The organism is Sphingomonas sp. (assembly GCF_036402235.1).
In the GTDB taxonomy this organism is placed as follows: Bacteria; Pseudomonadota; Alphaproteobacteria; order Sphingomonadales; family Sphingomonadaceae; genus Sphingomonas.
The window spans coordinates 1-21,741 of sequence record NZ_DASWTG010000062.1 but is presented as its reverse complement, the minus strand read 5'-3'; the positions used below and the strand labels follow the sequence as shown (position 1 = coordinate 21,741).

The following is a 21,741-nucleotide window of genomic DNA, read 5'->3' as shown; positions in this document are numbered from 1 at the left end:
GTGAAGCGCGTATTGGTGTTGCTGGTGGCGGGTACGGCATTGAGCGGAGCCGCAGCGGTCTGGGCTGCCGCGAACGTCCAGGCGAGCGAACCGGGTGCGAAGCCCGGTACGGCCAAGCCGCAGGGCCGCATCGCCCGCTGAGAGCAGGGACGGTAGCTTCGAGCCTTGGATTCATCAAATCCTCCCCCGCCAGGGGGAGGTGGCACGCGCAGCGTGACGGAGGGGGAGGACGGCCATATCCCCTCGATCGTACGTCGCCGTCCGCCGCCTTCGGCGGCATCTCCCCTTGGCGGGGGAGGACAGGAAATGCTGCCCGCCGGCCCCGACATCACGGCGGTCATATCTGGAGTGTCACATGCAACCCGTGAAGAAGGTCGAAGGGCGCGCCTATCCCTGGGGCGCCAAGAATATCGACACCGACATCATCATCCCCGCCCACTGGCTCAAGACGATCAGCCGCGAGGGCCTCGGCAAGGGCGCGTTCGAGAGCGTGCGCGCCGAGCCGGGCAACATCTTCGACGACGAACGCTATGCCGGGTCGCCGATCCTGATCGCGGGCGAGAATTTCGGCTGCGGGTCGAGCCGCGAGCATGCCGCCTGGGCGCTCAAGGACATGGGCATCACCGCGGTGATCGCGCCGAGCTATTCGGACATCTTCTCGGGCAATGCGTTCAAGAACGGCATCGTCGCCGTGGTGCTTCCGCAGGAGGCGGTCGACCGGCTGGTAGAGGTCGCGAAGACCGATTCCGTCACGATCGACCTCGAGACGATGACCGTGACGACGCCCTATCAGGACCGCTTCACCTTCGACATGGACCCGTTCCGTCGCGATTGCCTGATGCAAGGGCTGGACGAGGTCGGCCTGACGCTGGCAAAGGATACCGCGATTTCTAAATATGAGTCGACGGTCGCTGTCGAGCGCCCGTGGATCAAGCGGGAGAGCGGTAATGAAGGCCTTGCTGTCGCGGGAAGTAGGCGGACCTGAAACTCTAACGATCGGCGAATTGCCCGATCCGGTGGCGAAGCCGGGTGAGGTCGTGGTCGCGATCAAGGCGTGCGCGATCAACTATCCCGACGTCATCATCATCGAGGACAAGTACCAGTTCAAGCCGCCGCGCCCCTTCGCGCCGGGCGGCGAGATCGCGGGTGTGGTGGAATCGGTGGGCGAGGGCGTCACGGACCTCAGGCCCGGCGACCGCGTGCTGGGTTCGACCGGCTGGAACGGCCTCGCCGAGAAGGTCGCGGTCGATCGCCGCCGCCTCTATCCGCTGCCCGAGGGCAAGAGCTTCGAACAGGGCGCGTCGCTGCTGATGACCTATGGCACCAGCATCCATGCGTTGCTCGATCGCGGGCGCCTGAAGGCCGGCGATACGCTGCTGATCCTGGGCGCAGCGGGCGGTATCGGCCTGTCGGCGATCGAGCTGGGCAAGGCGTTCGGCGCGCGCGTGGTCGCGGCGGCGTCGAGCGAGGAAAAGGCAGCAGCGGCAAAAGCTGCGGGCGCGGACGAGACCGTGATCTATGGCCGCGCACCGTTCGACAAGGATCAGTCCAAGGCGCTGGCCGAGCAGTTCAAGGCCGCGGTCGGCCCGGACGGCGCGCAGGTGATCTACGACCCCGTCGGCGGCGACTATGCCGAGCCGGCGCTGCGCTCGATCGGGTGGGAAGGACGCTATCTCGTCGTCGGCTTCCCGGCAGGAATCCCCAAGCTCGCGCTCAACCTGACCCTGCTCAAGAGCTGCGACGTGTGCGGCGTGTTCTGGGGTGCCTTCGCCGCGCGCGACCCCAAGGCCAATGCCGCGCATGTCGAGCACCTGTTCCGCCTGTGGGAAGCGGGCAAGATCAACCCGCATGTCAGTGAGACCTTCGCCTTCGAGGACGGCGGCAAGGCGATCGCCAAGCTCGCGGGGCGGGGGGCGATCGGCAAGCTCGTGGTGAAGGTCGCGGATTGAGAATCCGCCGCTTGCAATGTTGGATTTCAACTGCTTGGGTCAGATTCGCTCTTTGAATCGTCGATTCGGACAAAGGTGACAGTTTCAAGCGGGACTTGCGTAACTTCGTCAACTTCGGGCGATCCCCCGCGCTCGTGCCGCACCAGCGACACCAGCACGAACGAGATGATCATCAGCAGATACCAGGCGCCGAGCTTGCCCGGGTGGACCATCGCCCAGCCATTCTCCTGCCCCGGATAGAGCCACGCGCGCGAGAAGGTGCCAAGATTCTCGGCGAGCCAGATGAACAAAGCCACCAGCAGCCAGCCCAGCAGCAACGGCATCCAGCGCGGGGTGCGGAACGGCGTGAACCACACTTTGGTCCGCCAGAACAGCAGACCGGTTGCCGCGAACAGCGCGATGCGGACGTCGGGCAGCCAGTGGTGCGCGAAGAAGTTGATATAGATCGCCGCCGCCAGCACCCAGGTCGTCCAGCGCGGCGGATAATTCTCGAAGCGGAAGTGGAAGATACGCCAGACGCGCGCGATATAGCTGCCCACCGCCGCATACATGAAGCCCGAGAACAGCGGCACGCCCCCGATCCGCAACAGGCTGGGCTCCGGATAGAGCCATGAGCCATAGGCCGTCTTGAACAGCTCCATCACCGTGCCGACCACGTGGAAGGCGAGGATCACCTTCGCCTCGCTCCAGCTCTCCAGCCGGAAGGCGAGCATGCCGAGCTGGATCGCCACCGCGCCGATCGTCAGGAAATCGTATCGCGCCAGCGGCATGCCGGGAGGATAGAACAGGTGCGTCGCGAGCAGCAGCGCCAGCATCAGCCCGCCGAACAGGCACGCCCAACCCTGTTTGAAGCCGAACAGCAGGAACTCGTAGAGCGCGCCCTGCCAGCCCGAGATCGGCTGCGTCGCCTCCAGCCGCGCGCGGATGCGGGCGAACCGCGTTGCTCCAGCAGAGGGGTGCGCGTGCCCGTCGTCCACCCGGTCTTGATAGCTATTCGATGCCGAGCCGCAAGTTCATCTACGAATTTATCTCTTGCTTAAATATATTGATCGGATATTTAACTTAGGCATCAATTCAGATGACGGGAGGCTGCATTGCAAGGGACCAGGAATGAACGGGACGCGGCGATCGCCCGCAACCTGACGCTCGCAGTGCTCGCGGTGTTGGCACTTGGGATGGCGCTCAACGCCACAGGGCTGGCTGCGCCGGACCGCGGTGGATCGGCAAAGCTGGTGCAGCTGATCACGATGCTGCCGATGCTGTGCTATCTCGCCGCGATCTGGACGATCTACCGTGCCTTTGCGGCATTGGCGCGGGGAAACGCTGTCGAGGGGGTCGTCGCGACGCTGCTGGTTCAGGTTGGCGCGCTCATGTTCCTTGGCGGCATGCTGCACGTCTTCGCCGAGCCATGGCTCACGCGGTTTGCGCTGGGGCGGCCCTGGCCCTGGGCCAATTTCGATGTCACCGCGATCACGCTGGGTGCCGCCGGGCTGCTGCTCATCCTGATCGCGCGGCCGCTGCGCCATGCAGCCCGGATGCGCGCCGAGCTGGACGGCATCCTCTGATGCCGATGGTGGTGACGCTGGACGCGGTGCTTTCCGATCGCGGAATGACGGGCAAGGAACTGGCTCGGCAGGTCGGGATCAGCGAGACACAGCTGTCCCTGTTCCGGTCCGGCAAGGTGCGGGGGATTCGCTTCGCGACGCTCGCGCGCCTGTGCCTGGCGCTCGATTGCCAGCCGGGGGACCTGCTGGGCTACGATCCTGATCCGGCAGACGCTACCGTGCAGGAGGCCGACGCAGCCTAGGCCACGGGCGGGATCTGCGCGGGATATTGGGGCAGGTCCGGGTCGAGGCATGCCCATTCGGGCGCCGCGCTGGTCCAGATCACCGCCTCCGGCGCGCGCAGGTTCGGATCGTCGAGTGCCCCGGCGCGGATGAAGGTCAGGTGCGGGCGGCTTTCGGCGAGGCTGAAGATCGGGGTGCCGCATTCGGGGCAGAAGCCGCGCCGCATGCGGTTGCCGCTGTCGGCGATGCTCTCATGCCAGCGCACCTCGCCGGTGGTGGTCACGGCCTCGCTCGGGAAGCAGACGTTCACCGTCGCGGTGCCGCCGCCGAGATACTGGCAGAGCCGGCACCAGCATTGCCGCGCGGCAAGCGGCTCCGCATCGATCGCGATGCGGACCGCACCGCACAGGCATCCGGCCGCGTGGGTCACTTCGCCTGCCTTCTCGCCATGAACGCCAGCCGCTCGAACAGCATCACGTCCTGCTCGTTCTTGAGCAGGGCGCCGTGGAGCGGCGGGATCGCCTTGCTCGGATCGCGCGACTGGAGGACGTCGAGCGGCATGTCTTCGTGTAGCAAGAGCTTGAGCCAGTCGAGCAGCTCGCTGGTGCTCGGCTTCTTCTTGAGGCCGGGAACCTCGCGAATGTCGTAGAAGATATCCATCGCCTTGCTCACCAGCAGCTTCTGGATGCCCGGGAAGTGGACGTCGATGATCGCCTGCATCGTCTCTCGATCGGGGAATTTGATGTAGTGAAAGAAGCAACGGCGCAGGAATGCGTCGGGCAGCTCCTTCTCGTTGTTGCTGGTGATGACGACGATCGGGCGCTCGGCGGCGCGCACGGTCTCGCCGGTCTCATAGACATGGAACTCCATGCGATCGAGCTCCTGCAACAGGTCGTTGGGGAACTCGATATCGGCCTTGTCGATCTCGTCGATCAGCAGTACGGGCAGGGTGGGGGACATGAACGCCTCCCACAATTTGCCGCGGCGGATATAGTTCGAGATATCGTGGACACGCTCGTCGCCGAGCTGGCCGTCGCGCAGGCGGGCGACAGCGTCATATTCGTACAGGCCCTGATGCGCCTTGGTGGTCGATTTGACGTTCCACTCGATCAGCGGTGCGCCCACCGCCTTGGCGATCTCATAGGCCAGAACGGTCTTGCCGGTGCCCGGCTCGCCCTTCACCAATAGCGGGCGGCGCAGCGTGACCGCGGCGTTGACCGCAACCTTGAGGTCGTCGGTCGCGACATAGCTTTGAGTGCCTTCGAAGCGCATCTGCTTTCCCGCGTGAAGTTGGAAGATCGGGTATGCGGGTAGCGGGACCGGGGGCGTCCGCGCAAGCGGTTTGCCAGTGCGAAGGCGCTTTCGTACAGTCCGCGCGCGGTTCGACTCAGCGCCGCGCTTGCCAACAGAGAGGAACGTCCGATGCCCAAGTCGTATTCCGGATCCCTTCTTGCCAGCTCGCCGATCCTGGCACTCGCGCTTCTCGCCGGTTGCGGGAAGAAGGCCGAGACTGTGCCGGCGGACACCACCGAGCCGGCCCTGACGGCCAATGACACGGCTCCTGGCAATGCCACGGCGGCCGCGCCGACGACCGTTGCCTATGACTGCATGCCTGCGCTGCTGTTAAGCGCCACCTACGACAATAGCGGCGCGGCGCCCAAGGCGAAGCTGACGATCGCCGACAAGAGCTACGACCTGACCGGCGTGCAGGCAGCGAGCGGCGCGAAATATGCGACGGATCAGGGCCGCTCGGCAGGCAAGACATTGGTCTGGTGGACCAAGGGCGAGGAAGGGACCCTGTTCGAGGGCAAGGTCGGCGGCACCGACGCCGATGAGAAGAAGGTTTCGAGCTGCAGCCCGCGCAAGGGCTGATCCGGGATGGCGGGGCGCGAAAGATCGCGTCCCGCCCTTCAGATTACAGCATGTCGCGAGCCGATGCGCGTGCTTCTAGCACGTCCCAGATGCCGCGATGCTGGGCCAGCATCTGCTGTGCGCCGAACAGCATCGCGCGCTCCGCGGGAAGGGTCGCAGCGAGCGCGTCGATCACCGTTGCGGTCTCGTGCACCGGGGGCAGGGGCGATGCGGGCGAATCGAGGCCCAGGCGCTCGGCTGCGAGGTCGAGCAGGCCGCGGATCACCGGCCAGTCCAGCACCAGCGCGATCGCGGTGCCGTCGGCGCAACCGGTGCGGTCCGACTGGGCGAGCATGTCGAGTGCATGACGCTGGGCCGCCACGGCCGCTTCGGACTGGGCCTGGCCAGGGGTGCTGGGCAGCGGTCCGGCAGCGGCGACGAGGCGGACGATGAACGCGCGCTCGGCCGCGAAGCCCTCCGCCGCCTGCGCCATCCAGCCTGTGGTGGCGGGTTCGCGCGAGTGTGACGCGGCCTGCTCGACCACATCTGGGTGCCGGGCGTGAAGCAAGCAGATCATGTGCACCGCGTCGGCCAGGTCGCGCATCGGCGCGATGCCGGTGGTCAACCGCGTCAGGAAGCGGTGGCTCGCGCTGCCGTCCGCGGCGACCAGCGCCGTCAACGTGCCCGAAGCGCCGCCAAGGCCCGCCGTTTGCACCGACTTCAAAGCCATTCGATCCCCATGCCTGATCCGCGCCGGGACATCCGGCGCCTGCGGGAACTGCTGTGACCCACAGGGTTATACCGAAGCACGTAAAGACCTGGTTGATGGAGAGTTTACCACGGTGAAGGGATCGCAGGACGCGATCAGTGGAGGCGCAGGGCTTTTCAATAACTGACTGGTCAGTTATTTACCTCATATGCCCCGCAGAACCCCGCCGAATCGCCGCGAAGCGATATTGAACGCTGCCCGCATCGAATTTGCCGCACGCGGCTATGCCGGAACGCGGATGGAGGATGTTGCGGCCGGGGTCGGCATCTCAAAGGCTGCGCTGTATCTGCAATTCGCCGACAAGGCGGCCCTGTTCGGGGAATTGGTGGACTGGATGCTGGAGACGCGGCTGCCGGCAGCGCTGCCGCCTGCGCTCGATTCCGCCACGCCCGCAGCGCAGCTCGAGGCACTGGTCCGGCTCGGGGCGGCGCAACTTGCCGAGCCGGAGATCGCGTTCCTGCCCCGACTTGTCATCGGCGAAGGCGGCAACTTTCCCGAGATGGCGCGGACCTATCACGATCATGCGGTGGACCGGATCCTCCGGCTGATCGCGGACATCATCGCCCGCGGCGTTGCCGATGGCAGCTTCCGGCCGATCGATCCGTATCTGACGGCGCGGAGCGTCGCCGGCGCGCTGCTGCTCGGCGCGCTATGGAAAACAGTGTTCGAGCCGGTCGGCGCGAAGCCGGTGGACATGGAGGCGCTCGCGGCCGCGCATATCGATGTCATCCTCCATGGGCTTGCGACGGGAGAGCGGACGTGAAGCGGATCTTGCCTCTGGCGGCGATCGGGTTTGCAGTGCTGGCCGCGCTGATCTGGCTGGCGTTCGGGCGCGACGAAGGGCCTGAGCCGTGGCTCGGCTATGTCGAGGGCGAGGGGATCGAGGTTGCGGCGCCGGTCTCGGGCCAGCTTGCCACGCTCAACGTTCAGCGGGGCGGGCAGGTCGCGGCAGGGCAGGCGCTGTTCGCGCTCAACGCCGCGACGACCGAGGCCGAGCTGAAGCGGCTCGAGGCCCAGCTCGCTTCCGCGCAGGCGCAGCGCGACGACCTGACCAAGGCGCGCCAGCGGCCAGCCGAGCTTGACGTCGCCCGCGCGCAGCAAGCCGCGGCGCGGGCCGAGGTGACGCGCACGACGCGCGATTATCAGCGTATCGCGACGCTCGCCCAGCGCGGTTTCGCGACCAAGGTCCAGCTCGACGCGGCGCGCGCCGCGGCGGAAAGCGCGCGCGCTTCGCTCAGCCAGGCACAGGCGAGCGAGGCCTCGGGGGAACTGCCCGGCCGTGCCGACCAGATCGCCGCGGCCGATGCGCAGATCGCCGCGGCTCAGGCGGCGATTGCGGCGCAGCGGCGGCGCGGGGACGAGATCGCGCCGCTCGCGCCGGTCGCGGGCCTGGTCGAGCAGACCTATTTCAACCCCGGCGAGTGGGTGACCGCCAACACGCCGGTCGTCCGGCTGCTGCCGCCGGGTCGGATCCGCATCCGCTTCTACGCGCCGCAGGCCGCCGTGTCAGCGCTGAGGCCGGGGACGAAGGTCAGCGTGACCTGCGACGGTTGCGGCGGGCCTGTCGTCGCCACCGTGCGCTATGTCGCGCCGCAGGCGGAGTTCACCCCGCCGGTGATCTATAGCGAACGAGCCCGGTCGAAGCTGGTCTTTCTGGTCGAGGCCTATCCCGACAGCGGGATCGAGAGGCTCCGCCCCGGCCTGCCGGTCGAGGTGCTGCCCCGATGAATCCGACCCGTTCGAGCGATGCGGCGATCTCGGTCGAGGGGCTGACCAAGCGGTTCGGCAACCGGACGGTGGTTGACAACGTCTCGCTCGACGTCGGGCGCGGACGCATCTGCGGGTTCCTCGGCCCCAATGGCTCGGGCAAGACCACGACGCTGCGCATGATCTGCGGTCTGCTGATCCCCGATGGCGGCGGGGGGGAGGTGCTTGGGATGGACCTGCGCACTCAGCGCGAGCTGATCAAGCGCAGGATCGGCTATATGACCCAGCGTTTCGGCCTGTTCGAGGACCTGACGATCCGCGAGAATCTCGCCTTCGTCGCCGACGCATACGGGCTGGATGACAAGACGAAACGGGTGGGCGCGGCGCTCGAGCGGCTCGGCCTCGAGACTCGCGCCGACCAACTCGCCGGTACGCTGTCGGGCGGATGGAAGCAGCGCCTCGCGCTGGCGGCATGCGTGCTGCACGACCCGGAGATCCTGCTGCTCGACGAGCCCACCGCAGGAGTCGATCCGCTCGCGCGGCGCGAATTCTGGGATCAGGTGCACATGCTCTCGGCGGAGGGGACAACGGTGCTCGTCTCGACCCATTATATGGACGAGGCCGAGCGCTGCCACGACATCGCCTACATCGCCTACGGAGTGCTGCTCGCGCGAGGCACCGCCGACGAGATCGTCGCGCAATCGGGGCTCGTCGCGCTGGCCGGGGAGGGGCCGGGCGCCGATCGCCTCGCTCCCAAGCTGGAGCGGGCGCCGGGCGTAGCGATGGCCGCCGCCTTCGGGCCGACCGTCCATGTCTGCGGCCGCGACATGGCGGCGTTGCGGACGGCGGTGGCTGACGTCGCCCCGGAGATCAATTGGCGCGAGACCGAGCCGACGCTGGAGGACGTGTTCATCCACCTGATGCGTGGTGCCACCGACAACAGCACGCAGGCGGCCGCATGACGCAGGGCGTCATTCTCGCCTGGCGGCGCATCTGGGCGGTGCTGGCCAAGGAGGTGCACCAGCTGCGCCGCGATCCCCTCACCTTCGGCATGGTCGTCGGCCTGCCGCTCGTCCAGCTGATCCTGTTCGGTTTCGCGATCAATAACGATCCGCGCCACCTGCGTGCCGCGATCGAGATGAACGACCGCAGCGCGATCACCCGGACGGTCGAGAGTGCGTTGCGTGCCAGCTCCTATTTCGAGCTGGTGCCGGTGACCAGGCCGGGGGAGGGAGAGGCGATGTTGCGCCGCGGATCGGTGCAGTTCCTGATCGTCGTGCCCACCAACTTCACTCGCGACCTGGTCCGCGGTGAACGGCCGCAGTTACTGGTCCTCGCCGACGCGACCGATCCGGCGGCCACCGGCAACGCCACCTTCGCGGTCGAGCAGGCGGTGCTTTCGGGCCTGCGCCACGACCTGATCGGGCCGCTCGCCGCGCGCGCCGCCGCGCCGTCCCCAGTCGATGTCGTGATCCAGCGCCGCTACAATCCGGAGGGGATCACCAGCCATAACATCGTCCCGGGCCTGCTCGCGGTGGTGCTGTCGATGACGATGGTGATGATGACGTCGATCGCCGTCGCGCGCGAGCGTGAGCGCGGGACGATGGAGAACCTGCTCGCCATGCCGCTGCGTCCGATGGAGGTGATGACGGGCAAGATCATGCCCTATGTGCTGATCGGCGCGGCGCAGACGGTGATCATCGTGGTGCTGGCGGGGCTGATCTTCAGCGTGCCCTTTGCCGGCGCCGCGTGGCTGCTGGCGCTGGCGACGCTCGTCTTCATCACGGTGAGTCTGCTGCTCGGCTTCACCCTGTCGACCTTCGCCAGGACTCAGATGCAGGCAATGCAGATGAGCTTCTTCTACATCCTGCCCAGCATCCTGCTCTCGGGCTTCGCCTTTCCCTATGCCGGCATGCCGCGCTGGGCGCAGTGGCTGGGCGAATTGCTCCCCGTCACCCATTACCTCCGCGTGGTGCGCGGGGTGATGCTCAAGGGCTGGTACGCCAGCGAGGCGCTGCCCCAACTCCTCATCCTCGCCGCGCTCGGTGCCGTCTTCGCGGTGATCGCGGTGCGGCGCTACGGCGACACGCTGGAGTAGCGCCTCACTCGCTGAGCTTCACCTTGACCTTCCCGATCGCCCAGAACGGCTTGTCCTTCATGCGGCCGGTATAGAGGATCGTGTAAACCCCGTTCCCCTCCGCCACCAGGCCGAGCGGGGTGCGGATGTCCGAGGCCCAGTTATTCGCGTCGGACTGCACGATCAGCGAGCGGCCCTGGTGCCAGCGGATGCCGTCGGTCGATACGCTGTAGCCCACCGAGTTGTTGGGCCGGGCCGGCAGATCGGGCTGGACCGGCGTGAAGTGGTTGGAATCATAGAGAGCCATGTAATGGCCGTTGGGCAGCTTCTCGACGATCGGGTTCTCGATGAACAGGCTCTCGATCGGCGAGGGCTGCTCGCTCGGCACGCGAGTCCATTTGGTTGCGGTCAGGCTGTCGCCTGTCGCGACGCCGACGTACCATGGCGAGACCGGGAAATGGTTGTGACTGCCGTGCAGCGCGACCCATTTGTTGCCGACCTTGTAGGGGAAGAAGCTGTCGAGGCCCTGCTGTCCCTCCCATTTGGCGGCGTCCTTGCCGCCCGGCGCCATCGACACGCCGGCGTCCTTGTACGGCCCGCCAATGCCCTTGCGGCCAGGGGTCTGCGATACGGCACGGACCGCGATGCCCTCATAATCGAGGTTGAGCGCTTCGCCCTTCTCGCGATTGCCGCCGCGATAGGCGATGTAGAACAGGTTCCAGCGATCGGTCTTTTCGTCGAAGATCACGCCCTGCAGCCACACTTCGGAGCGGTGGTTGAGGTGCGACCGGCCAGGCATGCTGTCGACCACAGTGCCCTGGCGCGTCCAGTTGGTCGCGTCCGGGCTGGTCCAGTGAGCGATGCGAAGGTCGAGATGCGGCCGGCCGAACATCTCCGAGATGAAGAGGTGGTAGGTGCCGTCGATCTTGAGCGTCATCCCGGTCTCGAAGCCCGACTTGTTGTCGCCGAGCTGATTGCTGTCCGGGCCGATCACCGGCGCCTGCGCTTCTTCGATGATGGTCAGCTTCTCGCGGAAGCTGGCGTCGCGCTGGTCGAGATTATAGTTCTGCGCGGACGCGGTTCCTGCCAACAATGCCGCCGCAATCGCGAATGTCCGCTGTGCCATGGTCACCGCTCTCCCGTTTTATACTATGATAAGTCATAATATGAATATGCGAAGGCGTGGGCGGCTGCAACCGCAGAGGTGGTGCGGCAACGAAAAAGGGCGGGAAAACCCCGCCCTTTCCGTTTCATCGCGATCCGGCGATCACTGGTCGAGGAACGAGCGCATCTTGCGGCTGCGGCTCGGGTGCTTGAGCTTGCGCAGCGCCTTCGCCTCGATCTGGCGGATGCGCTCGCGCGTCACGCTGAACTGCTGGCCGACTTCCTCCAGCGTGTGATCGGTGTTCATGCCGATGCCGAAGCGCATGCGCAGCACGCGCTCTTCGCGCGGGGTGAGGCTGGCGAGGACGCGGGTGACCGTTTCCTTGAGGTTCGCCTGGATCGCGGCGTCCACCGGGATGATCGCGTTCTTGTCCTCGATGAAGTCGCCGAGGTGCGAATCCTCCTCGTCGCCGATCGGCGTCTCGAGGGAGATCGGCTCCTTGGCGATCTTCATCACCTTGCGCACCTTCTCGAGCGGCATGGAGAGGCGCTCGGCCATCTCCTCGGGCGTGGGCTCGCGGCCCTGCTCGTGGAGGAACTGGCGGCTGGTGCGCACGAGCTTGTTGATCGTCTCGATCATGTGCACCGGGATACGGATCGTGCGCGCCTGATCGGCGATCGAGCGGGTGATCGCCTGACGGATCCACCAGGTGGCATAAGTCGAGAACTTGTAGCCGCGGCGGTACTCGAACTTGTCGACCGCCTTCATCAGGCCGATATTGCCCTCCTGGATGAGATCCAGGAACTGCAGGCCGCGGTTGGTGTATTTCTTGGCGATCGAGATGACGAGGCGGAGGTTGGCCTCGACCATCTCCTTCTTGGCGATGCGCGCCTCGCGCTCGCCCTTCTGGACCATGTTGACGATGCGGCGGAATTCGGTGAGCGCCATGCCGGTCTGCTGGCTGATCTCGCTCACCTCGACGCGGATGCGATCGACCGCGGCGGCCTCGTTCGCTGCGAACGCGGCCCATTTCTTGTCGAGTCCGCCGACCGCGCCCAGCCACTGCTCGTCGAGCTCATGGCCCATGTAGCGGTCGAGGAAGTCCTTGCGGTTGACCTTGTGGCGCTCGGCAAGGCGCAGCATCTGGCCGCCCAGCGCGGTGAGGCGCCGGTTGAAGCTGTAGAGCTGGTCGACGAGATACTCGATCTTCGCCTGATGGAACTGCACGGACTCGACCTCGGCGGTGAGTTCCTCGCGCAGCTTGTGGTACTTCTTCTCGTCCGCCGCGGTCAGCTCGCCGCCCGCCGCCATCGCGTCGAGCCGTTGCTGCTGAACCTTGCTGAACTTCTTGTAGATCGAGGTGATGCTGGCGAAGCGCTCGAGCGCCTGCGGCTTGAGCGTCTCCTCCATCTGGGCGAGGCTGAGGGTATTGTCCTCCTCGTCGTCGTCCGACTGGCGCGGCGCCCGGCGCTCGGTCAGCTCGTCGTCATCGTCGTCGGCGGGCGCCTCCTCGGGCTCCTCCTCTTCCTTGAAGCTGGCGCCGGCGGTCTTCTCGCTGATCTCGCCATTATCGTCTTCTTCGGCGCCCTCGACCTGCTCGGCCGACGGGCCCTTGGAGAGCATCGCGTCGAGATCGAGGATCTCGCGCAGCTGCATCGTGCCTTCGTTGAGCGCGTCGGACCAGCCGATGATCGCGTTGAAGGTGATCGGGGATTCGCACAGGCCGAGGATCATCGTGTCGCGGCCGGCCTCGATGCGCTTGGCGATCGCGATCTCGCCCTCGCGGCTGAGCAGCTCGACGGCACCCATCTCGCGCAGGTACATGCGGACGGGATCGTCGGTGCGATCGACCGTCTCCTTCTTCTTCGCGATCTCGAAGGGCTCGTCGTCCTTGTCGGACGCATCGACCTCGTCCGGCGTGTCGTCCTCGGGCTGCTCGTCCTCGCCGACATCCTCGTTCTCGACGACGTTGACGCCCATGTCGGACAGGGCCGACATCACGTCCTCGATCTGCTCCGAGGTGAACTGGTCCTGCGGGAGCATCTCGTTGAGCTGGTCGACGGTGATGTAACCGCGCTTCTTGGCGCGCGCGACCAGCTTCTTGATGGACCCTTCGTTGAGGTCGATCAGCGGCGCATCGCCAGCCTCGGTCGTGTCCGCGCCGTCAGTCATCATTGCCTTTGCCATCGATTGCCTTTGAAAACCGGATGGCGGCTATTATACGCCGCCTATTCCTGAATTATGCCTCGTCCGCAAGCATCAGATTCGCGAGTCGCGCCTCCAGCTCCGCCTTGCGCCGCACCAGCGCCACCTGACGCTCGAACGCCTCGTCGCTGAAACGCGCCTGAACCGCAGCCGTTGCCTCGGCCAGCGCGGCATCGACCTGCGGCCTTGCGACAAGCACCGCGATCGCCTCGCCAAGGTCGAGCGCCGCCCGCCCCGCATCCCACTCTTTCTGCGTGAAGGTAAAAGGAAGCGTGTCGGCGCGGAGCAGTTCCGCTGCTATCTGATCAAAACCGGACGCCGCCAATATGGTGCGCAGGCGAGCGGTATCAAGCGCCTGATCTTCGAGCGCAACATCGACCACCGCCTCGAACAGCCGCCCGAGCGCGCCGTCGGCGAGGCGGAGGCCCGACAGCGTCTCCATGTGACGGGCGATCTCGGCGGGGTGGCGGATCAGCCCGGCGAGGACTGCCTTGGCGAGCACGCGGTCGATCCCCGTCGCGCCGAGCGCCTGGACGGTGGGGCTGGGCGGCGGCTCGGGCGGCTGCCAGCGCTGGCCGGGACGCCCCGGCGCGCGACCGGGCGATCGCGGCGTGAAGCTGCGCGGCGCGGGCGCGAAATGCGCGTCGCAGCGGTTGCGGAACTCGGTGACGTATTCGTGGCGGACATTGCCGTCCTGGATCGTCGCGGCGAGATCGGACAGGCGGCGCTTGAGGCCCGCGCGCGCCTCGGGCGTCTCCAGCGGCTCGGCGGCAAGCTCGTGATGCCAGATGCGGTCGGCGAGCGGCTGGGCTGCCTGGAGCAGCGCCTCGAACGCCTGCGGGCCTGACGATCGGACGAGATCGTCGGGATCCTGGCCATTGGGCAGGGTGACGAAGGCGAGGCTGCGGCCCGGGCCGAGATGGGGCAGGGCGCGATGCGCAGCGCGGATCGCCGCCTTCTGTCCCGCCGCGTCGCCGTCAAAGGCGAGCAGCGGGATGTCCGCCATGCGCCACAGCCGCTCCAGCTGATGCTCGGTCAGCGCGGTGCCGAGCGGAGCGACCGCTTCGCCGAACCCGGCCTGGGCCAGCGCGATCACGTCCATATAGCCTTCGACCGCGATCACGCGCCCGGTCTTGCGCGCCACCGCCTGCGCACGATCGAGATTGTAGAGCGTGCGCCCCTTGTCGAAGAGCGGGGTTTCAGGGGAATTGAGGTATTTGGGCTCGCCCTCGCCGATGATGCGCCCGCCGAACGCGATCACGCGGCCGCGCGCGTCGCGGATCGGGATCATCAGCCGGCCCCGGAACCGGTCATACGGCTCCTTGCCCTCGACCTGGATCAGCATGCCGGCCTCGACCAGCATCGGATCGCCATAGGCCTTGAGCGTGTCGCGCAGCTTGGTGCGGGAGTCCGGCGCAAAGCCGATACCGAAGGCGCGCGCCGTATCGGCGGTGATGCGCCGGCGCTCGAGCAGCGCGCGCGCCTCCGCCCCGGCTAGCCCGTGGAGCTGATCGACGTAGAACTGCGCCGCGTCGGCCATCGTCTCGTGCAGGCCCTTCGCCTTCTCCGCCTTCTCGGCGGCGCGCGGATCGGCCTGGGGGACGTCCATGCCAGCGGCGGCGGCGAGCTCCTTCACCGCGTCCATGAAAGGCAGGCCCTGCTGGTCGGTGAGCCAGCGGATCGCGTCGCCATGCGCGCCGCAGCCGAAGCAATGGTAGAAGCCCTTGTCGTCGTTGATCGTGAACGAGGGCGTCTTCTCGTTGTGGAAGGGACAACAGGCCTTCCACTCGCGCCCTGCGCGGGTGATCTTGACGGTGCGCCCGATCAGCGCCGAGAGCGTGGTGCGGGCGCGCAGTTCGTCGAGAAAGGCGGGCGTCAGCGCCACCTCAGGAAAGCGCCGCCTTCACCAGCCCGCTCGCCTTGCTCATGTCGAGCTGGCTCGCGTGGCGGGCCTTGAGCTCGGCCATCACGCGGCCCATGTCCTTCATGCCCGAAGCGCCCAGCTCGGCCTTGATCGCCTCGATCGCCGCGGTCGTCTCGGCCTCGCTCAGCTGCGCCGGCAGGAAGCGTTCGATCACCGCGACCTCGGCCTTTTCGGCGTCGGCGAGCTCCTGGCGGCCGCCTTTCTCGTACATCTCGATCGATTCGCGGCGCTGCTTGACCATCTTCTGCAGCACCTCGACCACCAGCGCGTCGTCGTCGGCGACCGGGGCCTGGGTGCGCGCTTCGATATCGCGGTTCTTGATCGCGCTCTGGATCAGGCGGATGGCGGCGGTCCCTTCCTTGTCGCCGCCCTTCATGGCGGTGACGAGAGCGGCCTTGATGTCGTCGCGGATCATGTCTTTCTACCCACAGGTGAATCGGAATTATCCGCCATTAGACCCCGCAGGTGGTTGACGAAAAGGGGGGAGGGGTCTAGCGGGCGGCTCTTAGCACACATTGCCGGAAACCCCTGTAGGAGCGCCCTCTCATAATGGCCGACGCGACGCATTTTACCGTGCCTGAAGGAGCTACAGGCGTTCTTGTTCTTGCGTCGGGGGAGGTGATCTGGGGGCGTGGTTTCGGGGCCGAGGGCAATGCCGCGGGGGAGGTGTGCTTCCACACCGCGATGACCGGATACCAGGAGATCATGACCGACCCGAGCTTCGCGGGCCAGATGATCTGCTTCACCTTCCCCCATATCGGCAATGTCGGGGCCAACCCGGACGATGTCGAGGCGGACAACCCGCACGCGCTCGGCATGATCGTGCGCGAGGACGTGACCGAGCCTTCCAACTTCCGCAGCGTCGAGCGGCTCGACGCGTGGATGAAGAAGCATGAGCGGATCGGGCTTGCCGGGGTCGATACCCGCGCGCTGACGCGGCGCATCCGCGGGCAGGGCGCGCCCAACGGGGTGATCGCGCATTCGGCGAAGGGCGAGTTCGACATTCCCTGGCTGCTCGAGCGCGCGCGGGCGTGGCCGGGGCTGGAGGGCATGGACCTGGCGATCACCGTCACGGCGGAGACCCATTATGGCTGGGAAGGCGGCGTGTGGCGGCTGGGCCAGGGCTATGGAAGTATACACGGGGTTGACACTGTCGATGCCAAGCGGCCGCATGTCGTGGCGATCGATTATGGCAGCAAACACAATATCTTCCGCAACCTTGTTAAGGCTGGAGCTGAAGTGACGGTGCTGCCCGCCACCGCGACCGCGGAGCAGGTGCTGAGCTTCGACCCCGACGGTATCTTCCTGTCGAACGGCCCGGGCGATCCCGCCGCGACGGGCGAATATGCCGTGCCGGTGATCCGCGCGCTGCTGGAGACGAAGAAGCCGCTGTTCGGCATCTGCCTCGGCCACCAGCTGCTCGGCCTCGCGGTGGGCGCGCAGACCACCAAGATGTTCCAGGGCCATCGCGGCGCCAACCATCCGGTGAAGCGCCTCAGCGACGGCGCGGTGGAGATCACGTCGATGAACCACGGCTTCGCGGTCGACCGCGACACGCTGCCCGCGGGCGTGACCGAGACGCATGTGTCGCTGTTCGACGGCAGCAATTGCGGGATCGAGATCGACGGCGGTCGCGCGTTCAGTGTGCAGTATCACCCGGAAGCGTCGCCGGGGCCGCAGGACAGCTTCTATCTGTTTGAGCGGTTCGTGGGGATGCTATCATGAGATTGCCGATGCGAGATATTGCGAATGCGTCCCGCCAAGTCGCAACTAAGAGCGCGATGAATCCGATTTTATGGATGAGTGCTGTTGTTACGCCGGTGTCGCTTATTCTGACAAATTTTGCGGCGGCGCCCTTTTCGTATCTCTTGCTGGCAATTGCCTGCCTCCCCGTGATTGTCGGTTGCTGGATCTTCACTCATTTCGCAAGAAATGACCCAGATCGCCTGCAATCTGAATCGCATATTGAGCATATGGAAATGTTAAGCCGGATTGGCGACAACGCAATCGGATCCCAACGCACTATTGAAAACTCTTCCGAAATATTGATTGGAAATGTCAACCCTGACTCTAGGGAGGAGGGGCGGGCATGAATAACTACATTCTGTCATACGACGCATCTGCTCCAATTGTGCAGCGGCAGTTGGATGCCTTCATAGCTGGAAACAAATATGTCGCTAAATGGTCATTTCTATTTAGCGGATGCTATTTTATAAAATCAGAATATGATATTGATGATTTCATTAAGAATTTTTCTGATTTCTTTTCTGATGGAAGATTCATTGTCGCTAAACTTGAGACTGATTCTAACGATGTTGTGAATGGTAAATTGTCACCGGAAATTTGGCGTTGGCTAAACGGAATGAGCGAAGAAGAGTATAGAAAGACAATGGTGCAATACAAAGAAAAGTGGTTGAATAAAGACTGATGCCCAAACGCACCGACATCTCCTCCATCCTCGTCATCGGCGCCGGTCCCATCGTGATCGGGCAGGCGTGCGAGTTCGACTATTCGGGCACGCAGGCGATCAAGGCGCTCAAGGAAGAGGGCTATCGCATCGTCCTGGTCAATTCGAACCCGGCGACGATCATGACCGATCCCGAGCTAGCCGACGCGACCTATGTCGAGCCGATCACCCCCGCGGTGGTCGCCAAGATCATCGAGAAGGAGCGGCCCGACGCCGTGCTGCCGACGATGGGCGGGCAGACCGCGCTCAACACCGCGCTGGCGTTGGCGCAGGACGGCACGCTGGAGAAGTTCGGCTGCATCATGATCGGCGCCGATGCCGAGGCGATCGACAAGGCCGAGGACCGGCTCAAGTTCCGCGAGGCGATGGACAAGATCGGGCTCGACAGCGCCCGCTCGGCGATCGCGCACAGCGAAGCGGAGGCGCTGGAGGGGCTTGAGAAGGTCGGGCTGCCCGCGATCATCCGCCCGAGCTTCACGCTGGGCGGCACCGGAGGCGGCATCGCCTACAACCGCGAGGAATTCCTCGAGATCGTCCGCAAGGGCCTCGATGCCTCGCCGACCACCGAGGTGCTGATCGAGGAGTCCCTCCTCGGTTGGAAGGAATACGAGATGGAGGTGGTCCGCGACAAAAAGGACAACGCCATCATCATCTGCTCGATCGAGAATGTCGATGCGATGGGGACGCATACCGGCGATTCCATCACGGTCGCGCCCGCGCTGACGCTGACCGACAAGGAATATCAGATCATGCGCAACGCCAGCATCGCGGTGCTGCGCGAGATCGGCGTCGAGACGGGCGGGTCGAACGTGCAGTTCGCGGTCAATCCCAAGGACGGCCGCCTGATCGTGATCGAGATGAACCCGCGCGTGTCGCGGTCCTCGGCACTCGCGTCGAAGGCGACCGGCTTCCCGATCGCCAAGGTCGCGGCGAAGCTGGCGGTGGGATACACGCTCGACGAGATCGAGAACGACATCACCGGCGCGACGCCGGCGAGCTTCGAGCCGACGATCGACTATGTCGTCACCAAGATCCCGCGCTTCGCGTTCGAGAAGTTCAAGGGCGCCGAGGCGACGCTGGGCACCGCGATGAAGTCGGTCGGCGAGGTGATGGCGATCGGCCGCAACATCCATGAATCGATGCAGAAGGCGCTGCGGGGACTGGAGACGGGCCTGAGCGGATTCAACAATGTCGAGCACCTGCAGGGCGCGCCGCGCGACGTGATCGAGGCGGCGCTGGCCGTCCGCTCGCCCGACCGGCTGCTGATCGCCGCGCAGGCGCTGCGCGAGGGCTTCACCGTCGCCGAGGTGAATGCGCTCGCCCAGTACGACCCGTGGTTCCTCGAGCGGATCGCGGAGATCATCCGCGCCGAGGAGCAGGTCTGCGCGAACGGCCTGCCGCAGGACGCGGCCGGGATGCGCAAGCTCAAGTCAATGGGCTTCTCCGACAAGCGTTTGGCGTGGCTGGCGCTGCAATCGGCGAACCTGCGCGAGGGCGCGGGCCCGATGGCGCGCTCCTCAGGGCTGATCGGCGAGGTCGTCAAGGCGATGACCGGCGGAGTGACCGAAGCCGATGTGCGCGCGCATCGCCACAAGCTGGGCGTGCGCCCGGTGTTCAAGCGCATCGACACCTGCGCGGCCGAGTTCGATGCCAAGACGCCGTACATGTACTCGACCTATGAGGCGCCGAGCTTCGGCGAGCCCGAGTGCGAGAGCGGGCCTTCGGATCGGCGCAAGATCGTGATCCTTGGCGGCGGGCCGAACCGGATCGGGCAGGGGATCGAGTTCGACTATTGCTGCTGCCACGCCTGTTTCGCGCTGGCGGACGCGGGCTTCGAGACGATCATGGTCAACTGCAACCCGGAGACGGTGAGCACCGACTATGACACGTCCGACCGCCTCTATTTCGAGCCGCTGACCGCCGAGGACGTGCTCGAGATCCTCGAGGTCGAGAAGTCCAAGGGCGAACTGGTCGGCGTGATCGTCCAGTTCGGCGGGCAGACCCCGCTCAACCTCGCGCGCGCGCTGGAGAGCGCCGGGATCCCGATCCTCGGCACCTCGCCCGACGCGATCGACCTGGCCGAGGACCGCGAGCAGTTCGCCGATCTGGTGGCGAAGCTCGGCCTCAAGCAGCCCGCCAACGGCATCGCGCGCAGCCGCGAGGAAGCGATCGCGGTGGCCGAGCGCATCGGCTATCCGGTGCTGACGCGGCCGTCCTTCGTGCTCGGCGGGCGGGCGATGGAGATCGTCGATACGCCCGAGCAGCTCGATCACTATATCCAGACAGCCGTTCAGGTGTCGGGCGACGCGCCGGTGCTGATCGACCAGTATCTGCGCGATGCGGTGGAGGTGGATGTCGACGCGATCGCCGATGGCGACGATGTGGTGGTCGCGGGCGTGCTCCAGCATATCGAGGAAGCCGGCGTCCATTCGGGCGACAGCGCCTGCTCGATCCCGCCTTACTCGCTGCCCGCCGAGGTGATCGCCGAGATCGAGCGCCAGGCCGATGCGCTGGCGCGTGCGCTCAAGGTCCGCGGCCTGATGAACATCCAGTTCGCGGTCAAGGACGGGCAGGTCTATCTGATCGAGGTCAATCCGCGCGCCAGCCGCACCGTGCCGTTCGTCGCCAAGGCGATCGGCACGCCCATCGCCAAGATCGCGAGCCGGGTGATGGCGGGCGAGAAGCTCAGGGATCTGCCGAAGATCGACCGCGACATCGACTATATCGCGGTCAAGGAAGCGGTGTTCCCGTTCAACCGCTTCCCCGGCGTCGATCCGGTGCTGTCACCGGAAATGAAGTCCACCGGCGAAGTGATGGGGATCGATCGCGATTTCCCGATCGCCTTCGCCAAGTCGCAGCTCGGCGCGGGCATGACCCTGCCGCGCGAAGGCCGGGTCTTCGTCAGCGTCAAGGACGGCGACAAGCCGGTGGTGCTGCCGGGCGTGCGCATCCTGGTCGAGCAGGGCTTCAACATTGTCGCGACCGGCGGCACGGCGGACTATCTCGAAGCCAATGGCGTGCCGGTCGAGCGGGTGAACAAGGTGGCGCAGGGCCGCCCGCACATCGTCGATCGCATCATCGACGGCGACATCGCGCTGATCTTCAATACCACAGAGGGGTGGCAGTCGCTCAAGGACAGCGAATCGATCCGCGCATCGGCCCTGTCGCTCAAGATTCCGTACTTCACCACCGCTCCGGCGAGCGTGGCGGCGGCGCGGGCGATCGCGGCGCTGGCGGGCCAGTCCCTTGAAGTCCGGCCCCTGCAAGCCTACTATTCGCATTCGCACAATTGATCCCCCACAACGGAAGTTAAGGTGCGGGCGGGCCGGAAGTGGCACGCCGGGGAAAGGGGTTTTGACGAAGGACAAGTAGGATGGCGACGGTCGAGAAGATGCCGATGCTTCAGGAAGGCTATGAGAAGCTCAACGAGCAGCTCAAGGCCCTGAAAGCGGAGCGTCCGCTGGTCGTAGACGCGATCGAGGAAGCGCGCGCGCACGGCGATCTTTCGGAGAATGCCGAATATCACGCGGCCAAGGAGCGCCAGGGCCAGATCGAGGCGTCGATCGCCGACATCGAGGATAAATTGTCGCGTGCGCAGATCATCGATCCGCGCGAGCTATCGGGCGACCGCATCGTGTTCGGCGCGACCGTCACGCTGCTCGACGAGGACGACAAGTCGATCCGGTATCAGATCGTCGGCCAGGCCGAGGCGGACGCCAAGACCGGCCGGATCAGCTACAACTCGCCGCTGGGCCGCGCGCTGATCGGCAAGAGCGTGGGCGAAGAGGTCGAGGTGACCGTGCCGGCAGGCGACCGCTGGTATGAGGTCAACAAGATCGAGTTTATTTGAGATTAAGTCCTCCCCCAGCTTGCTGGGGGAGGGGGACCGCCGAAGGCGGT

General features: G+C 65.8%; 23 protein-coding genes. 15 read left to right on the top strand and 8 right to left on the bottom strand.

Annotated features, from left to right (window positions below; translation table 11 throughout):
- The 3 genes from VGD28_RS13210 (at window position 1) to VGD28_RS13200 (ending at window position 1,949) form a co-directional block, all read left to right on the top strand.
- On the top strand, window positions 1-141 hold the full coding sequence (locus VGD28_RS13210; RefSeq protein ID WP_331028813.1) for a hypothetical protein: 141 nt from the start codon (window positions 1-3) through the stop codon (window positions 139-141).
- Between the two features lie 214 nt (window positions 142-355).
- Complete coding sequence (gene leuD, locus VGD28_RS13205) at window positions 356-985, top strand: 3-isopropylmalate dehydratase small subunit (protein WP_331028812.1); 630 nt, start codon at window positions 356-358, stop codon at window positions 983-985.
- The gene (locus VGD28_RS13200) at window positions 948-1,949 is read left to right on the top strand and encodes an NADPH:quinone oxidoreductase family protein (RefSeq protein ID WP_331028811.1); all 1,002 of its coding nucleotides are present in this window, start codon (window positions 948-950) and stop codon (window positions 1,947-1,949) included. Before leuD ends, VGD28_RS13200 begins: the two co-directional genes overlap by 38 nt.
- A 26-nt stretch (window positions 1,950-1,975) precedes the next feature.
- Here the strand turns inward: VGD28_RS13200 and VGD28_RS13195 are convergent, their stop codons facing one another.
- Window positions 1,976-2,926 carry a DUF817 domain-containing protein gene (locus tag VGD28_RS13195; RefSeq protein ID WP_331028810.1) on the bottom strand — a complete coding sequence of 317 codons (951 nt, stop codon included), beginning with the start codon at window positions 2,924-2,926 and terminating at the stop codon, window positions 1,976-1,978.
- 117 nt (window positions 2,927-3,043) lie between these two features.
- Between VGD28_RS13195 and VGD28_RS13190 the strand changes: the two genes are divergently transcribed.
- Both VGD28_RS13190 and VGD28_RS13185 read left to right on the top strand, forming a co-directional pair.
- The gene (locus VGD28_RS13190) at window positions 3,044-3,514 is read left to right on the top strand and encodes a hypothetical protein (RefSeq protein WP_331028809.1); all 471 of its coding nucleotides are present in this window, start codon (window positions 3,044-3,046) and stop codon (window positions 3,512-3,514) included.
- Complete coding sequence (locus tag VGD28_RS13185; protein ID WP_331028808.1) at window positions 3,514-3,756, top strand: helix-turn-helix transcriptional regulator; 243 nt, start codon at window positions 3,514-3,516, stop codon at window positions 3,754-3,756. The genes VGD28_RS13190 and VGD28_RS13185 overlap by 1 nt, the downstream gene beginning before the upstream one ends.
- On the opposite strand, the gene VGD28_RS13180 is transcribed toward VGD28_RS13185, so the two are convergent.
- Together VGD28_RS13180 and VGD28_RS13175 are read right to left on the bottom strand one after the other, a co-directional pair.
- Window positions 3,753-4,166: a GFA family protein gene (locus VGD28_RS13180; RefSeq protein WP_331028807.1), complete on the bottom strand. Its 414-nt coding sequence runs from the start codon at window positions 4,164-4,166 to the stop codon at window positions 3,753-3,755. The two genes, VGD28_RS13185 and VGD28_RS13180, sit on opposite strands and share 4 nt — an antisense overlap.
- On the bottom strand, window positions 4,163-5,008 hold the full coding sequence (locus VGD28_RS13175) for a MoxR family ATPase (protein ID WP_331028806.1): 846 nt from the start codon (window positions 5,006-5,008) through the stop codon (window positions 4,163-4,165). Before VGD28_RS13175 ends, VGD28_RS13180 begins: the two co-directional genes overlap by 4 nt.
- Window positions 5,009-5,158: 150 nt before the next feature.
- Here VGD28_RS13175 and VGD28_RS13170 point away from each other — a divergent pair, with 150 nt between their 5' ends.
- Window positions 5,159-5,608: an MliC family protein gene (locus VGD28_RS13170; protein ID WP_331028805.1), complete on the top strand. Its 450-nt coding sequence runs from the start codon at window positions 5,159-5,161 to the stop codon at window positions 5,606-5,608.
- A gap of 43 nt (window positions 5,609-5,651) precedes the next feature.
- Here VGD28_RS13170 and VGD28_RS13165 read toward each other — a convergent pair whose 3' ends face one another.
- Window positions 5,652-6,317 (bottom strand): DUF6975 family protein, encoded by a 666-nt coding sequence (locus tag VGD28_RS13165; RefSeq protein WP_331028804.1) that lies wholly within the window; start codon window positions 6,315-6,317, stop codon window positions 5,652-5,654.
- Between the two features lie 187 nt (window positions 6,318-6,504).
- On the opposite strand from VGD28_RS13165, the gene VGD28_RS13160 reads away from it, so the two are divergent.
- From VGD28_RS13160 to VGD28_RS13145, 4 genes are read left to right on the top strand one after another with little or no spacing between them, the layout of a single operon-like run.
- On the top strand, window positions 6,505-7,119 hold the full coding sequence (locus VGD28_RS13160; RefSeq protein WP_331028803.1) for a TetR/AcrR family transcriptional regulator: 615 nt from the start codon (window positions 6,505-6,507) through the stop codon (window positions 7,117-7,119).
- On the top strand, window positions 7,116-8,084 hold the full coding sequence (locus tag VGD28_RS13155; RefSeq protein WP_331028802.1) for an HlyD family secretion protein: 969 nt from the start codon (window positions 7,116-7,118) through the stop codon (window positions 8,082-8,084). The genes VGD28_RS13160 and VGD28_RS13155 overlap by 4 nt, the downstream gene beginning before the upstream one ends.
- Window positions 8,081-9,025: an ABC transporter ATP-binding protein gene (locus VGD28_RS13150; protein ID WP_331028801.1), complete on the top strand. Its 945-nt coding sequence runs from the start codon at window positions 8,081-8,083 to the stop codon at window positions 9,023-9,025. Before VGD28_RS13155 ends, VGD28_RS13150 begins: the two co-directional genes overlap by 4 nt.
- On the top strand, window positions 9,022-10,161 hold the full coding sequence (locus tag VGD28_RS13145; RefSeq protein ID WP_331028800.1) for an ABC transporter permease: 1,140 nt from the start codon (window positions 9,022-9,024) through the stop codon (window positions 10,159-10,161). Before VGD28_RS13150 ends, VGD28_RS13145 begins: the two co-directional genes overlap by 4 nt.
- A gap of 4 nt (window positions 10,162-10,165) precedes the next feature.
- Here VGD28_RS13145 and VGD28_RS13140 read toward each other — a convergent pair whose 3' ends face one another.
- The 4 genes from VGD28_RS13140 to VGD28_RS13125 all read right to left on the bottom strand — a co-directional run bounded on the left by VGD28_RS13140 (window position 10,166) and on the right by VGD28_RS13125 (window position 15,789).
- Complete coding sequence (locus tag VGD28_RS13140; RefSeq protein WP_331028799.1) at window positions 10,166-11,266, bottom strand: hypothetical protein; 1,101 nt, start codon at window positions 11,264-11,266, stop codon at window positions 10,166-10,168.
- Window positions 11,267-11,407: 141 nt separating this feature from the next.
- Window positions 11,408-13,432, bottom strand: coding sequence for an RNA polymerase sigma factor RpoD (rpoD, locus tag VGD28_RS13135; protein ID WP_331028798.1), 2,025 nt, complete (start codon window positions 13,430-13,432; stop codon window positions 11,408-11,410).
- Between the two features lie 52 nt (window positions 13,433-13,484).
- Entirely contained in the window at window positions 13,485-15,335 is a 1,851-nt protein-coding gene (gene dnaG, locus VGD28_RS13130; protein ID WP_331028797.1) for a DNA primase, read from the bottom strand.
- A gap of 1 nt (window position 15,336) precedes the next feature.
- The gene (locus VGD28_RS13125; protein WP_331028796.1) at window positions 15,337-15,789 is read right to left on the bottom strand and encodes a GatB/YqeY domain-containing protein; all 453 of its coding nucleotides are present in this window, start codon (window positions 15,787-15,789) and stop codon (window positions 15,337-15,339) included.
- A 134-nt stretch (window positions 15,790-15,923) separates the two neighbouring features.
- On the opposite strand from VGD28_RS13125, the gene carA reads away from it, so the two are divergent.
- The 5 genes from carA to greA all read left to right on the top strand — a co-directional run bounded on the left by carA (window position 15,924) and on the right by greA (window position 21,691).
- The gene (carA, locus tag VGD28_RS13120) at window positions 15,924-17,099 is read left to right on the top strand and encodes a glutamine-hydrolyzing carbamoyl-phosphate synthase small subunit (RefSeq protein ID WP_331028795.1); all 1,176 of its coding nucleotides are present in this window, start codon (window positions 15,924-15,926) and stop codon (window positions 17,097-17,099) included.
- Window positions 17,096-17,467: a hypothetical protein gene (locus VGD28_RS13115; RefSeq protein ID WP_331028794.1), complete on the top strand. Its 372-nt coding sequence runs from the start codon at window positions 17,096-17,098 to the stop codon at window positions 17,465-17,467. Before carA ends, VGD28_RS13115 begins: the two co-directional genes overlap by 4 nt.
- Entirely contained in the window at window positions 17,464-17,802 is a 339-nt protein-coding gene (locus VGD28_RS13110; RefSeq protein ID WP_331028793.1) for a hypothetical protein, read from the top strand. The genes VGD28_RS13115 and VGD28_RS13110 overlap by 4 nt, the downstream gene beginning before the upstream one ends.
- Window positions 17,802-21,134, top strand: a complete 3,333-nt coding sequence (gene carB / locus VGD28_RS13105) for a carbamoyl-phosphate synthase large subunit (RefSeq protein ID WP_331028792.1) — start codon at window positions 17,802-17,804, stop codon at window positions 21,132-21,134. The genes VGD28_RS13110 and carB overlap by 1 nt, the downstream gene beginning before the upstream one ends.
- A gap of 80 nt (window positions 21,135-21,214) precedes the next feature.
- Window positions 21,215-21,691: a transcription elongation factor GreA gene (greA, locus tag VGD28_RS13100; RefSeq protein WP_331028791.1), complete on the top strand. Its 477-nt coding sequence runs from the start codon at window positions 21,215-21,217 to the stop codon at window positions 21,689-21,691.
- Window positions 21,692-21,741: the final 50 nt, after the last annotated feature.